Annotated in this window: 13 protein-coding genes; 6 read left to right on the forward strand and 7 right to left on the reverse strand. The window is 43.6% G+C overall.

Annotated elements, in window-relative coordinates:
* The first annotated feature begins 288 nt into the window (after positions 1-288).
* Together VIB_RS17815 and VIB_RS17820 are read left to right on the forward strand one after the other, a co-directional pair.
* Entirely contained in the window at positions 289-1662 is a 1374-nt protein-coding gene (locus VIB_RS17815; protein WP_004396970.1) for a cation-translocating P-type ATPase, read from the forward strand.
* On the forward strand, positions 1574-3016 hold the full coding sequence (locus VIB_RS17820; RefSeq protein ID WP_208855683.1) for an HAD-IC family P-type ATPase: 1443 nt from the start codon (positions 1574-1576) through the stop codon (positions 3014-3016). The genes VIB_RS17815 and VIB_RS17820 overlap by 89 nt, the downstream gene beginning before the upstream one ends.
* A 66-nt stretch (positions 3017-3082) precedes the next feature.
* Here the strand turns inward: VIB_RS17820 and VIB_RS14610 are convergent, their stop codons facing one another.
* Positions 3083-3733: an HAD family hydrolase gene (locus tag VIB_RS14610; RefSeq protein WP_004396972.1), complete on the reverse strand. Its 651-nt coding sequence runs from the start codon at positions 3731-3733 to the stop codon at positions 3083-3085.
* A 297-nt stretch (positions 3734-4030) separates the two neighbouring features.
* Here VIB_RS14610 and VIB_RS14615 point away from each other — a divergent pair, with 297 nt between their 5' ends.
* The gene (locus VIB_RS14615; protein WP_004396973.1) at positions 4031-5770 is read left to right on the forward strand and encodes a SulP family inorganic anion transporter; all 1740 of its coding nucleotides are present in this window, start codon (positions 4031-4033) and stop codon (positions 5768-5770) included.
* A gap of 38 nt (positions 5771-5808) precedes the next feature.
* Here VIB_RS14615 and nagB read toward each other — a convergent pair whose 3' ends face one another.
* Positions 5809-6609, reverse strand: coding sequence for a glucosamine-6-phosphate deaminase (nagB, locus tag VIB_RS14620; RefSeq protein WP_004396974.1), 801 nt, complete (start codon positions 6607-6609; stop codon positions 5809-5811).
* Positions 6610-7016: 407 nt separating this feature from the next.
* On the opposite strand from nagB, the gene VIB_RS14625 reads away from it, so the two are divergent.
* A complete protein-coding gene (locus VIB_RS14625; RefSeq protein ID WP_004396975.1) occupies positions 7017-7268 on the forward strand; it encodes a DUF3081 domain-containing protein in 252 nt (83 codons plus the stop codon).
* A gap of 304 nt (positions 7269-7572) precedes the next feature.
* On the opposite strand, the gene VIB_RS14630 is transcribed toward VIB_RS14625, so the two are convergent.
* Positions 7573-7932: a MaoP family protein gene (locus VIB_RS14630; RefSeq protein ID WP_004396976.1), complete on the reverse strand. Its 360-nt coding sequence runs from the start codon at positions 7930-7932 to the stop codon at positions 7573-7575.
* A gap of 45 nt (positions 7933-7977) precedes the next feature.
* Positions 7978-8100, reverse strand: a complete 123-nt coding sequence (locus tag VIB_RS18235; RefSeq protein WP_256593216.1) for a hypothetical protein — start codon at positions 8098-8100, stop codon at positions 7978-7980.
* Positions 8101-8149: 49 nt separating this feature from the next.
* Between VIB_RS18235 and VIB_RS14635 the strand changes: the two genes are divergently transcribed.
* Positions 8150-9055, forward strand: coding sequence for a LysR family transcriptional regulator (locus VIB_RS14635; RefSeq protein ID WP_004396977.1), 906 nt, complete (start codon positions 8150-8152; stop codon positions 9053-9055).
* A gap of 133 nt (positions 9056-9188) precedes the next feature.
* Here the strand turns inward: VIB_RS14635 and VIB_RS14640 are convergent, their stop codons facing one another.
* Positions 9189-9437 (reverse strand): Lpp/OprI family alanine-zipper lipoprotein, encoded by a 249-nt coding sequence (locus VIB_RS14640; RefSeq protein ID WP_004396978.1) that lies wholly within the window; start codon positions 9435-9437, stop codon positions 9189-9191.
* Positions 9438-10039: 602 nt separating this feature from the next.
* Between VIB_RS14640 and VIB_RS14645 the strand changes: the two genes are divergently transcribed.
* Positions 10040-11368, forward strand: a complete 1329-nt coding sequence (locus tag VIB_RS14645; protein ID WP_004396979.1) for a DEAD/DEAH box helicase — start codon at positions 10040-10042, stop codon at positions 11366-11368.
* Positions 11369-11482: 114 nt separating this feature from the next.
* Here the strand turns inward: VIB_RS14645 and VIB_RS14650 are convergent, their stop codons facing one another.
* Positions 11483-12862 (reverse strand): YjiH family protein, encoded by a 1380-nt coding sequence (locus tag VIB_RS14650; protein WP_040905289.1) that lies wholly within the window; start codon positions 12860-12862, stop codon positions 11483-11485.
* 381 nt (positions 12863-13243) lie between these two features.
* On the reverse strand, positions 13244-14905 hold the full coding sequence (locus VIB_RS14655; protein ID WP_004396981.1) for a SulP family inorganic anion transporter: 1662 nt from the start codon (positions 14903-14905) through the stop codon (positions 13244-13246).
* Positions 14906-14959 lie beyond the last annotated feature (54 nt).

The following is a 14959-nucleotide window of genomic DNA, read 5'->3' on the forward strand; positions in this document are numbered from 1 at the left end:
TGAACAGATATTGCGAAAATGCTGTCTCACTAATGAGAATGTTGTCTATTTAATGAGAGTGAGTTCTTATTATGGTCAAATCAGCATCAGGTGCTTATTGATGTTTATTCACGGAAAAATTTTGAACACTAAGACAATTTTTTGTTGCTATTCTCATAACTTGCTCCACAAACGCTATCTTTATAGGAGCCTGCTTTGGCAGAGTTTGATGCTGTTTCGTCATGCACTATAGGTTAAAAATACCAAGCCGTTTGTCTTTATTTAGGGTCATCATTAAAGGAGGTGATTATGGAAAAACACTCACCGAACACCGCGACAACGAAAGTCCGCCGCCAAGCCTGGCATAGCCAATCTGAGCAAGATATAGTCCAACAGCTCAATACCAATACAGACAATGGCTTATCATCCCAAGAAATTCAAATTAGACTAGAGCGTGATGGACGAAATGTCATTACTGGTCAGGCCATGATGCCAGCATGGAAACGCTTACTATTACAATTTCATAATCCTTTGATTTACATATTGTTAGTCGCAACGTTAGTCACGACCATCTTGGGCGAATACGTTGATGCTGGGGTCATCTTATTGGTGGTTTTAATCAATGCGTTGATAGGTTTTATGCAAGAAAGTAAAGCCGAGCAAGCGATTAACTCACTCAAGAAGATGCTGTCTTCCAATACAACAGTGATCCGCGATGGTAAAAAACAGTCGGTGATTACCACGGATCTTGTGTGTGGCGATATTGTCGTTTTAGCATCGGGTGATAAAGTGCCTGCCGATATTCGTCTTTATCAATGCCGAGATTTACAAATTGATGAATCGACCTTAACGGGGGAATCAGTGCCCGTTGAAAAGCAGTTGGGCGAGCTTGAACCAGATACCGTATTAGGCGATCGGCAAAATATGGCTTTTGCGGGCACGTTAGTCACTTATGGTACCGCTCAAGGCATTATTGTCGCCACTGGCGATAACACTCAAACTGGCCAAATCGCGAGCATGATTGCCGGAGCCACCCAGTTAGAAACGCCACTCACTCGGAAAATCCATGCATTTAGCCAATTATTGCTATGGGTCATTTTAGTTTTAGCAGGGGTAACCTTTTTTATCGGGCTTGGTTATGGTTTACCTGCTGCGGATACTTTTATGGCAGCCGTTGCTTTGGCGGTGGCCGCGATTCCGGAAGGTCTTCCTGCGGTGGTTACCATTACGCTAGCGATAGGTGTACGTCGCATGGCAAAACGTAATGCGATTATTCGTAAGCTATCAGCGGTAGAAACGCTTGGGTCGACCAACGTCATTTGCTCAGACAAGACGGGGACTTTGACCGAAAACCAGATGACGGTGCAAAAGCTTTATGCGGGAGGCTCTGCTCTTGAAGTAACAGGCAGTGGTTATGCTCCGCATGGTGAAGTTTCTGATATTTGGAAAGAGAATACGGCTTTTCAACATTTATTACGTGCGGGATTATTAAATAATGATTCGCGGCTGTTGGAAAAAGAAGACCGTTGGTTGGTAGAAGGTGATCCAACGGAGGGGGCACTGATCGCTTGCGGATTAAAAGCGGGATTAGATAATGCGTCTTGCCAGCAAACTTACCGTCGTCTCGATACCATTCCTTTTGAGTCTGACCGTCAATACATGGCAACTTTGCATCGTTTTTGATGATCAACACAATTTGATTTACCTCAAAGGTTCGGTAGAACAAATCAGTCGCCGTTGTCGTCAGCAATTGATGTCTGATGGTAGTGTCGTAACACTCGATCACGATAAGCTGGATGAGCAAGTTACTCAATGGGCGAGTCAAGGGTTGAGGGTATTAGCGTTTGCGTTGCAGTGGGTTGATCATCATGAACAAACGTTGCAGCGTTTTAATCAACATGAAGGCGAAGCGAATCTTATTTTTTTAGGCTTGCAAGCGATGATAGATCCCCCTCGTGCCGAAGCAATTGAAGCGATTAAGACCTGTCAAAAAGCGGGTGTTCAAGTCAAGATGATCACCGGCGATCATGCGCTAACAGCGAAAGCGATTGCCTCTCAAATCGGTATCGCCAGTGATACTCACTCTGATTTTGGGGCGGTATTAACGGGTCAACAGTTGAGTGCATTAGATGACGAGCAGTTGATGCGAGCTTGTCGTGAAGTTTCGGTATTCGCTCGAGTGGCACCCGAGCAAAAGTTACAATTGGTTAATGCTTTACAATCTCACCAATTGGTTGTCGCGATGACAGGTGATGGCGTCAATGATGCGCCTGCTTTAAAGCAAGCGGATATTGGTATTGCCATGGGGATCAGCGGTACTGAAGTCGCGAAGGAAGCTTCGGACATGGTACTGACCGATGATAACTTTTCATCGATTGAAGCGGCAGTAGAAGAGGGGCGCAATGTTTTTGATAATTTAATCAAATTTATCACGTGGATTCTGCCAACGAACCTAGGCCAAGGATTAGTGATTATGGTGGCGATTGTCTTTGGATTAACATTGCCAATTTTACCTGTACAGGCACTGTGGCTTAATATGACCACTGCCGTTTTTCTTGGCTTAATGCTGGCTTTTGAACCCAAAGAAGAAGGCATTATGCAACGGCAGCCTCGCGAGTTAAAACAGCCGATTCTCAGCCGAGAAATTGTCGGTCGGATTATTTCGGTCAGTAGCTTATTACTATTGGGGGCGTTTGGGTTATTCCAGTGGTCAGTTGCACAAGGTGCGAGTTTAGAAGAATCGCGCAGTATTGCTGTTACTCTGTTTGTGGTGGTGCAAAGCTTCTTTTTATTAAACTGCCGTCGTTTGAATGGTTCGATTTTTACTATGTCATGGCAGACCAACCCATGGATTGTCGTTGGGATTGCCTCAATGATTTGCGCACAATTGGCATTTTTATATTTGCCGTTCATGAACGTGCTATTTCAAAGTGCGCCAATTTCGGCTAGCTATTGGGTGGTGATGGTCGCTTACGGAATTGCAGTCATGATATTGATTGAGCTTGAAAAAATGCTTTGGCGACGCATGAAACGCTAAAGGTGACGTTAACTAGCCCCCAGAGTGTCGATACACTGAGGGCTTAACGTCTGGCGTCTGCTTGTTTTATGCTTGTAACTCATTGAGGACGTGTTGTAATGATGGCCGAATATGGTGGCCAAGTGCGCGGATACTGTCATTAGGTTCGACGAGATCTGGGATTTGAAACGTATGCATCTTGGCAGCCATGGCCGAGCGAACACCATTATTGGAATCTTCAAATGCCAAACATTGTTGAGGATCTACCGATAGTCGTTGGGCTGCCAAAAGGTAGATTTCAGGATCAGGTTTACCATTGACAACTTCACAACCCGTAGTGAGGGAATCAAAATAGTGATCAAGTTTGGCTAAGCGTAATTTAATGGTAGCGACTTCTTTTTGCGTTGACGTGGCGACAGCAGTAGGAATATTGTGTTGCTTCAGCCATTCCAGTAACTCAATTACGCCTTCTTTGACGGGAATTGGGTGATGTTTAACGACCGCGTCGTAGCCTTTGCGCCATTCTTTGTGCAACCGTGGATAATCAAGATCGGGACCATAGCCTGCTTTTAAACCTTGCTCAATTCCAGCGGCGTTGCAGCCAATCACAGAGAGGTAGACTTCGCGCAGAAAAGGAACACCTACCGTCTGGCATGCTTGTTCAAATACTCTTAAACACACGCGTTCGGTATCAAGCAGTAGGCCATCCATATCAAAAATAGCAGCATTATAATTCATAAAAAACCTTTGGGCAGAGTGAAAGAATGATCATTATCTTTATGTGATAGTAAACGTTGATATCGTCTTATTAATTGAAGTGACGTTATGAACAAATCCAAGTCTATCTCTGTGATTTTTGGTTATATAAATCATCTAATTAGCCGAGATAGTTTATAACACTTGAGTTATGATAGATAACGATCCATTTTTCAGTATCATCGTCAGTCGCTCTAAGCTGAACAACAGCTCTGAGTTATTATTTGGCAATCTTTGGTAGGGTAAACAACATTGAAGTCAATATCAATCAAGCAGTGGATGCCTGGGTTATATCAGCTTAAGCAGTATGAAAAAGTGTGGTTGTTGGATGATGTTCGTGCCGCCTTTTCAGTGGTGGCAGTCGCACTACCTGTCGCGATTGCTTACGCTCAATTGACAGGGGTATCGGCGATTGTTGGCCTTTATTCCTGCGTACTACCGATGATGGTGTATGCGTTGTTTGGTACTTCTCGACAACTAATTGTGGGGCCTGATGCGGCGACGTGCGCGGTAGTGGCAGCTGTAGTTACACCTCTAGCCGCTGGTGATCCGACTAAACACTGGCAGTTGGTCATTACCATGACGGCGATGACCGGTTTTTGGTGCTTAATTGCGAGTCGCTTTCGTTTAGGTCTTTTTGCTGATTTTTTATCTCGTCCTATCTTACTTGGGCTACTCAATGGCGTGGCATTAACCATTATTGTTGGGCAGCTAGGTAAAGTCTTCGGCATTAACTATGAGCAGCGTTATCTATTAGAAAGAATCATTGAAGCTCCCCACCGTTTATTGGATTTACACTGGCAAACGGTGTTGATCAGTGGAATAACGTTACTCGTTTATTGGTTATCGAAACGCTTTCGACCTGCGTGGCCTGCGGCAATGTTAGCCATCGTGGTTGCGGCTATTTTGGTATGGTTCACTAAACTTGATCGTTATGGGGTAAGTGTTGTTGGGGTTATCGAAGGTGGCCTACCGATTTTTCAAGCGCCAGCATTTAATATTGGTATTACTCGAGAACTGGTTGTGCCTGCACTTAACTTAGCTGTAGTGAGTTTTGTGAGTATGATGCTGACTGCGCGCAGTTTTGCGGCGAAAAATGGTTATGATATTAATCCGGATAAAGAGTTTCGAGCGCTTGGTTTAGCAAATTTAGCGTCGGCTTTTTCACAAGGTTTTGCGATTAGTGGGGCGGACTCGCGTACGGCCGTGAACGATGCTAATGGCGGAAAATCGCAATTAGTATCAATCATTGCTGCTGTAGTGATTGGTTTTGTGGCGATTTTTCTTTACCAACCACTGCAATATATTCCGAGTGCGGCATTAGGAGTCGTCTTGATCATTGCTTCAATGTCATTACTGGATCTCAAAGGGGTTTGGGGATTAAGAAAACGCAATCGTGATGCCTTCTATCTCTCGTCGATTACGTTGATCGCGGTGCTGGTCGTAGGGGTAATTCCTGGTATTACGCTTGCCGTCTTATTAGGATTATTCCAATTTTTACGTGTGGTGATGCGCCCGAGCGATCAGTGCTTAGGCTTGGATGAAGACGGTACAATTCGTACCATGGATGAATCCAGTAAAGCGTCTGCCATTCCTGGCCTTTTGTTGTACCGTTTTAATTCACCATTAACTTATTTTAATGCGCCGTACTTTAAAGCGCGTTTATTAGAAAAGATCGATCAAAATCAAGGTGAACTGAGCTGTGTGGTGATTGACGCCGTAGCGAGTTTTACTCATTTGGATTTAAGTGTAATGGCGGTACTGGCTGAAACACAGACGTTACTTAAAAAACGTGGTATTCGTTTAATTCTTGCCGGACGCAAGCGCAGTCTACGCCAATGGTGTGAAGCTGCGGGCGTCCCTGTTGGGGATGGCGGACTGGTGTTGCGTGCGGATATGTACTTGGCGATTAAGTTGACGGGTTGTTATCAACATGCCGTTGAAGAAGGTCAAATACCAACCGTACAGAAAGAACCTAATCCAGACGATCCGCCTAAGCCTATTCCTGAGGTTGCTTAAACAATTAGGCCCGCGATTATGCGGGCCTAAATTTTTGCTTAGAAGCCTTTAATATTTTCAGCTTCTAGCTCAGTAAAGTATTTGACCGTTTTGACCTTAAGTTCTTGAGTCGCGGGAGCATCACAAACAATCACCGCTTTAGGATGCAATTGTAGCGCTGATACGGTCCACATATGATTCACACAACCTTCAACAGCGGCTTGTAAGGCGAGTGCTTTATTGTGTCCGGTTACGAGGATCATCACTTCTTCAGCATCTAACAAGGTACCAACACCAATCGTTAGCGCATATTTAGGTACTTGTGAGATATCACCGTCAAAGAAGCGCGAGTTAGCAATACGAGTATCTTCAGTTAGGGTTTTTATGCGAGTACGTGAAGAGAGTGATGACGCAGGTTCGTTAAAGGCAATATGTCCGTCATTACCCACGCCACCCATAAAGAGATTAATTTTACCGTAAGATTTAATTTTATCTTCGTAGCGTTTGCATTCCAGCTCATGGTCGTCAGTATTGCCGTCTAATAAGTTAATATTTTGCGGCTGAATGTCGATATGGTTGAAGAAATTATTGTACATAAAAGAGTGGTAGGACTCTGGGTGATCTTCAGCAATACCTATGTACTCGTCCATATTAAACGTCACGACATGTTTAAAGCTGACCTCACCAGCTTGATACAACGCAATCAGTGCTTTGTAAGTGGCTAGCGGCGTTCCTCCGGTTGGCAGCCCAAGTACAAAAGGGCGATCGGCAGTCGGTTTGAAAGCATTGATACGTTTTGCAATATGTGCCGCAGCCCACTTACCTACCTGTGCCGCTTGTTGTAATGGAATTAATCTCATCAGTTACCCCTAATTATATTTATTGATCCCCTGCGACTTAAAGCTGTTATGGTGTGAGGTAATGCTCACCCATTTCTCTCAGTGCTACGGATACGGTGCTAATTACATTAATTTTCATTATAAAATAAGTTGTTCGTAACGGCTATGCTTTGGGTCAAACTTTTTTGTTTTAGGGAGATGGATTGCTTTTTATCAGCCAATGAATGCGTTTGTCCTCCACTTACATGAACCGTTTGGGTTAATTTTATTGAATGATAAAAAGGAAAAATTCACAGGGTGAATTAAGTCTCTTCACTTTAGATATTGCTCTAAGCAGAATGGTAATGTGGATATTTAGAGTGAATGAGTGGCAAGAAATCATCCCATTATCCATACTAAATGGGAGAGCACTTAAGGGAGCTACTGCAATGAAAAATGAACTTGAATCAAGCAAAATACTGCACGCTTACGAAAAAGTGATGGAACACGGGACACCGACAGAATTTGGTAAAATTTATGAAGGCATAGAGGCCTTTTCTGATTACGATGGATACACTGTGTATCTGCGAGGCAATGGTGTTGAACTCAAAGTGGGTTTCCATAATACGTATCATTTGGATTATGACCAAGAGCATTTACGCGACAGTTTTCTGAAAAAAATTGCGCTATTGGCTAAATAGATTTCTTTTATCAAGCCACTTTCCGCCTACCTGCAACTCTAAGTCGTTTGGGTATATGATGCGATAATGTGGATAGAATCTGGGAGAGGTAGAGTATTGATGCCTTACTGGCTGTTATTGATATCAAAAACAAAGCCCCGAGCAAAAATAGACTAGGGGCTTTGGGAGAAAGATTCATTGGGTTAAAAAACCAATCACTAATGTAGCGTTTGAGTCATCAAGTGCAAGGCATTGACCATCGAGCTGTGACTTAACACGCACTACGGGCTTAATTTGATGAGCGGTCTGCTATCATTCGTAACGATTAATCTTCTTCAACCAAGCTTGGTTCATCATCAGTATAATCATCGGACGCATCGGGTTTATTACGTCCATTTAGGGTATGGAAGCGTTTACGACCGCGTGATAGACGTACATACTTCATCCAAACTCGCTCGATCTTACTGCTCGCTAGTTCTGGATTGGCTAGTACTTCAACAAAATGTTGTTCTTCAGCGTTTTCTGGGACTAGCTCACCGGATTCAAGGCCAAGCATAGTATCTCCGTAAAGGATCAGCAGTTCTTCTTCACCTAAAGTGAAATCACCAGACTTGGCAAAACCGCGGGGAAATTTTTTGGTATCGTAAAAACGTTTTTTACCGTGACGAAAGACTGTTTCAGACATATCAACCTCGTGTGAATACGCGGAGTACTTAAAGGTATTTTAGGCTCAATGTTCCAGTGATACGGCGTATCTCTGAGGCCATTTAGGTACACCACTACTTAGCTGTGGATTACGGCGAAAGTTAGGCGCAAACTCTGGAAAAGAAAAACAAAAATTTTTTATCGTCATAATTGTCGTTCCTTGTTAATCTTCACCAGTCATAGCAGAGGATTCAATAATGGACGTAAAAGTCTTTCGTACTTTTCTTGAACTGGCTAAAGTTCGTCATTTTGGACGGGCAGCGGAAAATCTTTATTTGACTCAAGCTGCCGTTAGCGCTCGAATCAAACAGTTAGAAAATTATTTTGACGCGCAGCTGTTTAGCCGCGATCGAAACAACATTAAATTGACGTCAGCTGGTGAACGTTTGGTCGGTTATGCAGAGGTCATGGTCGCAACGTTACAGCAAGCTAAGCTTGAGCTCTCTTTAGAGAGCGGTAAGGCGCTACAGCTCACGTTAGGCGGAACACCTAACATATGGGATGCGTACTTGCAAAACTGTCTAAGCGCGGTGACTGATGCGTTCAGTGGTTATGGCTTTAAAGCTGAGGTGATGGGGAGAGAGCAACTGAACCGTCAGTTACTTGAACGCACGCTGGATATGGCGTTTGCCTTTGATCAAATTAAAGCCGATGAGCTGCAATGCAAGAAAGTCGCCGACTTGGTGTTAGTGCTTGTTTCAACTCGACCAGATACTGCTGATAGCGTTTTTGAGAATCGTTATGTTTATGTTGACTGGGGAATGCGTTTTGCTTCAGAGCATGCCGATAGGCATCCTCGAGCACCTGCGCCATTCTTACGGACTTCGACGGCGCGTATTGCTTTAGATTTTATTTTAGAGAAAGGAGGGAGTGCTTATTTACCCGCATCCGTGGTTGCTCCCTTCATCCAATCGGGACAATTGTATCGAGTGGCTGCCGTTGCCGATTGGTATTGGCCAATTTACCTGAGCTATCGAAAAAATAGTTCATCCATCGACGCCATTGTACAGGTTGAAAAATTAGTGCAAAACATCGATCCGTTGACGGCGTACAGCTTGCAAAAAGCAGCTGAATTGAACGCGACAAAACCGGACGTTGGTTAGAGGCAATGATTGAAAATCCTTGAGGGTTGCTGAACGATATTGAGAGTCGTGTGTGATGGTGAAAGGCGATGGTTGAGATGAGGAAAAGTAAAAAGGGTAAGCTTCACTTACCCTTTTTACTGAATCGAACAACTTACTTGGTGTAAGACTGAGCAATATTATCGATGCGCTCGTTCGCGCGTGCTGCTTCTTCTTGTGCAGCGAGGGCTGCATCAGTTAGCGAGGCATTTTCACTTTTCAGTGCTGCAATTTGACTATTGAGTTGACTGACTTGGTTGTTTAACTGATCTAGCTTAGTCGTGGTTGCTTCGTCAGGACCTGATGCACAACCGGCTAGGAGAAGTACAGAAGACGCTGCAGCGGCAAGTAACATTTTGTTCATATTGAACTCCTTGTTGATATTTATCAAATACGCCCTATACATTATTGTTCACTTGACCTTGGCGATCCGTTTCTACTTGAGGTTAGCGTGGTATTGGCTCCACAAGCTGGCCCAGTCACACTATCCATGCTAATGGGGTTTACTTATCTTGCCATCGACCTGCCACTTCATGTGCTCCGGAGAGGCATTGACCAACCGCCTAGGTGTATACCATATAGTAGCGAGTTAAAGTGTAGACACTATTTTCACTCACGACTATAGATTAAAAGTCAAAATAACCCAAAATTTTATACCTTAATCAATTGTTTGGGCTTTGCCTCAATGTTTTATGACTTTGGTATTGTTTAAAACAGAGAATATTTTATGGGATTGCTATCTATAGCGGTCACATTCAAGTTATTATGTCACTTGATACCCAGTCGTTACTTGACGCTATAATCAGAGGTTGGAAGCCGCATTCACTTTATCACAGAGCCTATATGTAGGCGGATTGAAGGAAGCGTCATTTCGTTAACTGTCGTTGCAAGTGATTTGGTATACTACGTTTGATATTTTGTTGACTGCCTACTTTTCAGGCGGCGTTATTTTTATTGGAGAATCCTTTGCAGTTTAAAGAATTAGGCCTAGACAATCGCTTATTAAAAACATTAGCACATTATGACTTTAAGCAAGCGACCGATATCCAGCGACAAGCTATTCCTGTTGCGATGGCAGGTAAAGATTTATTGGCTTCGTCCAAAACGGGTTCGGGGAAAACGTTAGCCTTCTTGCTTCCAATGCTGCATAAAGCGCTAAAAACCAAAGCGTTATCTGCACGTGACCCTCGTGGTGTTATCTTGGTCCCTACTCGTGAGTTAGCAAAACAAGTCTACAGTGAATTGCGTTCGGCATTAGCGGGATTAAGCTACACGGCAACCTTGATCACCGGAGGGGAAAACTTCAATGATCAAGTGAATGCCTTGCGTCGAGGTCCTAAGTTTATTGTTGCTACGCCGGGACGTTTAGCGGATCACCTTGAACATCGCTCTCTTTTCTTACAAGGGTTAGATACGCTGATTTTGGATGAAGCGGATCGGATGTTGGATCTCGGTTTTGCACCACAGTTACGGCATATCCACAATGCTGCTAAGCATCGTCGCCGACAAACATTGATGTTTTCTGCCACGTTGGATCACGCAGAAATGAACACCATTGCGCATGAGATGTTGAAAGAGCCTAAACGGATTGCGATTGGTTTAGGCAATGAACAGCATAAAGACATTCGCCAGCGTTTCTATTTGTGTGACCATCTTGATCATAAAGAAGCATTACTGGATCGCATCTTAAACGATGCTGAGTATCGACAAGTGATCATTTTCACAGCGACTCGCGCAGATACGGAACGTTTAACTAATAAGCTAAATGAGCAAAATTTAAAAGTCGTTGCCCTCAGTGGTAGCCTCACTCAGACTCAACGTAATACGATTATGAGTCAATTTGAACGTGCGGTATTTAAGATCTTAGTTACCACCGATATTGCTTCTCGAGGATTGGATATTGCCAACGTCACGCATGTGATTAACTTTGATATGCCGAAACATACGGAAGAGTATGTGCACCGCGTGGGTCGTACGGGGCGTGCCGGTAATCAAGGTGATGCCATTTCTTTGGTTGGTCCTAAAGATTGGGACAGCTTTAAAAGAGTGGAAGCCTTTTTACAGCAAGATATTCAATTTGAAGTGTTAGAAGGTCTGCAAGGTAAGTTTACAGGCTTACGTCCTCGTCAGCCTCTGAATAAAGCAACGGTTTCAACAGGTAAAGTGAAAAAGCAGGTTAAAACGCTGCCCCAAAAACCAGTGAAACGCGATAAAAGTTTTTATCAGAATGTGGCGGTGGGTGATTCGGTATTTATCCCGAAAAAGAAAACAGCGCCTAAGCCTGATGACGAATAACGCTACTCACTTTATGTTGTTCAAGCAGTCAAAACTGTCTTAGTTAGTAAGAGTCAAAACAAAAAGCGCCCTCATTATTGAGTGGCGCTTTTTGTTTGATCAAGCCTTGTGAGCTTAGAATATTAAGTGTGCTACACCGACAATAACCGGTAGTGTGATAAGAGTCCGGAGAATAAAGATCACAAATAACTCAAGGATATTAACCGGAATTCGGCTACCGAGTAATAATGCACCGACTTCAGACATATAAATAAGCTGAGTAACTGACATTGCTGCGATGACAAAACGAGTCATTTCGTTATCGATTGACGCTGCCAAAATTGCAGGGATAAACATATCTGCAAAACCAACCACAATCGTTTGTGAGGCTTGTACGGCTTCTGGTACCCCTAAAAACTCTAGATAAGGAACGAAAGGTTGGCCAAGAATCGCAAAGACAGAAGTATATTCAGCGATGATCAAAGCCATCGTACCTAAACCCATCACGACCGGTAAGACGCCAAATACCATATCAACCGCATTACGGATGCCTTCGCCAAACACCGATTTTACGGATTTCACTTGCGCGGCTTTCTCTAATGCGAGTGACATACCCCAAGAGAAAGCACTGTGCTGTTCTGGAATAGCATCGGCATCTTTATGTGGTTTAGTTCCATCAATAAACTCATCTTTCTTCAAACTGAGTGGTGGCAAGCGAGGGATAATCACCGCTGCAACAAAACCAGCCAAGCAAATCGCACCGTAGAAAGGCAAAAAGAGGTGTTCTAATTGTACTTGCGCGAGCACCACTAAACTAAAGGTGATCGAGACAGCAGAGAAGGTAGTCCCGACGACCGCAGCTTCACGTTGAGTATAGAATTTATCTTCATATTGTTTGCTGGTCAGCAAGATGCCGACACTGCCATCACCAAGCCAAGAAGCGGTACAGTCAATCGCACTGCGTCCAGGTAGGTTAAACAAAGGGCGCATGACACGGCTGAGTAAACTTCCCATCAGTTCCAATAAACCAAAGTTTAATAGTAGTGGAAGCAGTAAACCGGCAAAAATGAACACCGAGAATAAAGTGGGTAGTAAGCCTTCTAAGACTAATCCACCCGTGTTCTCTTCCCAAATCAGTTCTGGACCGACTTTAAAAAAGGTCATGATGATGGCTGCACCGCCAATAACACGAACCGTCAGCCATACCCAGCTTGGATTGAATAAATTGTTGAGGAAAGGGGAATTAACAATCACACGAGGTTTAAAGAGTTTAGTCGCCACTGAAGCGATAGACATAAAAGCGACAATGACCGTGATAATACTGACTAAGTAATCACCGAACAGGGCTTGTATCGATTTGGCTAACACGGCGACAGGGATTGTCAATCCACCATTATAGTAAACGGGTGCCATAAACAGGAACACACCAATTAATGATGGGATGAGGAACATCCACAGACTAGCAGCAGGGAGATTTTTCTCCTGCGCTGGTAAAGTTTGAGAGTTATCTTGCATTACTTTTCCTGTTTACAACTGTTTAATTAAAGCCATTCCTTGGCATATTAATTCACTAAACATCCCTATTTAATCAATGTGCGCAGAATAACTATTTTCAACCCTGCTTGCAATACTATTCAATAAATGGGGTTAGTTATTCAATCGTTTGCGCTAATCAAAAAACAGATAGTAGCGAATTGTTTTGTTATTGTTGCATTGGTTAAATTATTGTTTAAGTAGGCGGTGTTATTTTTGTGAGTTGTAGCACTGTTTTGTAGGAGTGTAAGGGAGTGAAGAAAACCCTTATTGTTGATTGTTTTTTGTATTTTATTGAAAAACAACAAGAAATAAGGGTTGTTATGGTTGGCGTGATTTAAAATAGAGAACTTGAGATACGATTTAATTAACCGTAGGTTTAGTCTGTTTTGCTAAGCTATCTTTTAATGCATCTGAAAACGTAGCATAAAGATTCTGCTCACCAATTAACTCCGTTATCCCTGAACGATGCAATTTTAGTGTCACGCGAGAGTTCGCTCCTGAGATCAGTACTTGGACCTGTTTTTTCTGGAAGCGTTTGATCATCGCTTCTAGCGTTTGCAACGCAGTGATGTCCATAAAAGGTACCCATTTTAAACGAATGATTAAAATGCGTGGTGTTTCTTGGATATTACTCATCACATGTTCGAAGTTTTCTGCAGCAGCGAAGAAAAATGGCCCTTCTAGAGCATACACGGCAATATCACGTGGCAATTGAGATAATCCATGCTCTGCAAGTTCTTGAGTTAAATCTGGGCTTGTACTGGCTTTAATTTCGACACTAGAGGCCATGCGTTTAACAAAATGCAAGGTCGCGATGATGACCCCAATATTGACAGCGACCACTAAATCGGCGAATACGGTCAATACAAAAGTGATCAGCAAAATAGCCACATCTGCCTTTGGAGCGCGTTTTATTAATTTAATAAAATGTGGTGCTTCACTCATATTCCAAGCCACGACAAATAAAATGGCACTTAACGTTGCTAGGGGAATATTGACGGCCAGTGGCGCTAAGACTAATAGAATCACTACAAGAGTCAGAGCGTGGACGATTCCGGATAACGGGCTATTGCCACCATTACGCACATTGGTGGCGGTACGAGCGATAGCGCCTGTTGCTGCGATGCCCCCAAATAGTGGGGCGATGATATTCGCCATACCTTGACCCACTAACTCTTGGTTGGAGTTATGTTTGGTGCCGGTCATGCCATCGGCGACGACAGCAGAGAGTAGTGACTCAATAGCGCCAAGCATAGCGATAGCAAAAGCAGGACCAATCAGTGATAGCATTTGACTAAACGTAATGCTTGGTATTGAGAATTCCGGCAAGCCTTGCGGAATGCCACCGAAAGCAGAACCAATGGTGCGCACGTCATCAAAACCAATCGTATATTGAAATACAGTGACAACGACTAAAGCCAATAGTGGCCCAGGAACCTTACTTAACTTCGGAAGTTTCGGCCCCCAAATAACCAACGCAAGTGAAAATAGGGCGAGCAGGGTGGTCGTCACATCTAGGCTGGGCAAGGCATAAAAAAGCGCAATAAGTTTTTGATGGAAATGTTCTCCGGTAATTGCCGGTAAACCAAAAAACTCTTGCCACTGTCCAATCCAAATGATGACCCCAATACCACTGGTAAAGCCCACAATGACCGGATGAGGAATGTAGCGAATAATACTCCCCAGTTTAGCAAGACCAAGAACGAGTAATATCACACCAGCCATCATGGTCGCGATTTGTAGGCCAGTAATACCATATTGAGCGACGATGCTGGCTAAAATAACAATGAATGCGCCTGTTGGACCGGCGATTTGTACTCGCGAACCACCAAACAAAGAGACAATCAACCCAGCAATGATTGCCGTATAAATGCCCTGCTCAGGTTTGACCCCTGAGGCGATGGCGAATGCCATGGCTAAAGGTAGGGCAACCACACCAACAATCACCCCGGCACTGATATTTTTTATCCACTGGTTGGGCTTGAATAACCCAGCTTTATAAGAGTCATAAATGGCAAACATCGATCATCACCTTAGAAAAAGAAGGGAGAAATAGGGACGCGGAGGATTCTACGC

The sequence above is a fragment of the Vibrio metschnikovii CIP 69.14 genome, from assembly GCF_000176155.1.
Lineage (GTDB): Bacteria > Pseudomonadota > Gammaproteobacteria > Enterobacterales > Vibrionaceae > Vibrio > Vibrio metschnikovii.

Bases quoted from the DNA above. Each gene is read 5' to 3' on its own strand.
- VIB_RS17815 (WP_004396970.1), top strand. From the start codon at position 289: ATGGAAAAACACTCACCGAACACCGCGACAACGAAAGTCCGCCGCCAA.
- VIB_RS17820 (WP_208855683.1), top strand. From the start codon at position 1,574: ATGCGTCTTGCCAGCAAACTTACCGTCGTCTCGATACCATTCCTTTTG.
- VIB_RS14610 (WP_004396972.1), bottom strand. From the start codon at position 3,733: ATGAATTATAATGCTGCTATTTTTGATATGGATGGCCTACTGCTTGAT.
- VIB_RS14615 (WP_004396973.1), top strand. From the start codon at position 4,031: ATGCCTGGGTTATATCAGCTTAAGCAGTATGAAAAAGTGTGGTTGTTG.
- nagB (WP_004396974.1), bottom strand. From the start codon at position 6,609: ATGAGATTAATTCCATTACAACAAGCGGCACAGGTAGGTAAGTGGGCT.
- VIB_RS14625 (WP_004396975.1), top strand. From the start codon at position 7,017: ATGAAAAATGAACTTGAATCAAGCAAAATACTGCACGCTTACGAAAAA.
- VIB_RS14630 (WP_004396976.1), bottom strand. From the start codon at position 7,932: ATGTCTGAAACAGTCTTTCGTCACGGTAAAAAACGTTTTTACGATACC.
- VIB_RS18235 (WP_256593216.1), bottom strand. From the start codon at position 8,100: ATGACGATAAAAAATTTTTGTTTTTCTTTTCCAGAGTTTGCGCCTAAC.
- VIB_RS14635 (WP_004396977.1), top strand. From the start codon at position 8,150: ATGGACGTAAAAGTCTTTCGTACTTTTCTTGAACTGGCTAAAGTTCGT.
- VIB_RS14640 (WP_004396978.1), bottom strand. From the start codon at position 9,437: ATGAACAAAATGTTACTTGCCGCTGCAGCGTCTTCTGTACTTCTCCTA.
- VIB_RS14650 (WP_040905289.1), bottom strand. From the start codon at position 12,862: ATGCAAGATAACTCTCAAACTTTACCAGCGCAGGAGAAAAATCTCCCT.
- VIB_RS14655 (WP_004396981.1), bottom strand. From the start codon at position 14,905: ATGTTTGCCATTTATGACTCTTATAAAGCTGGGTTATTCAAGCCCAAC.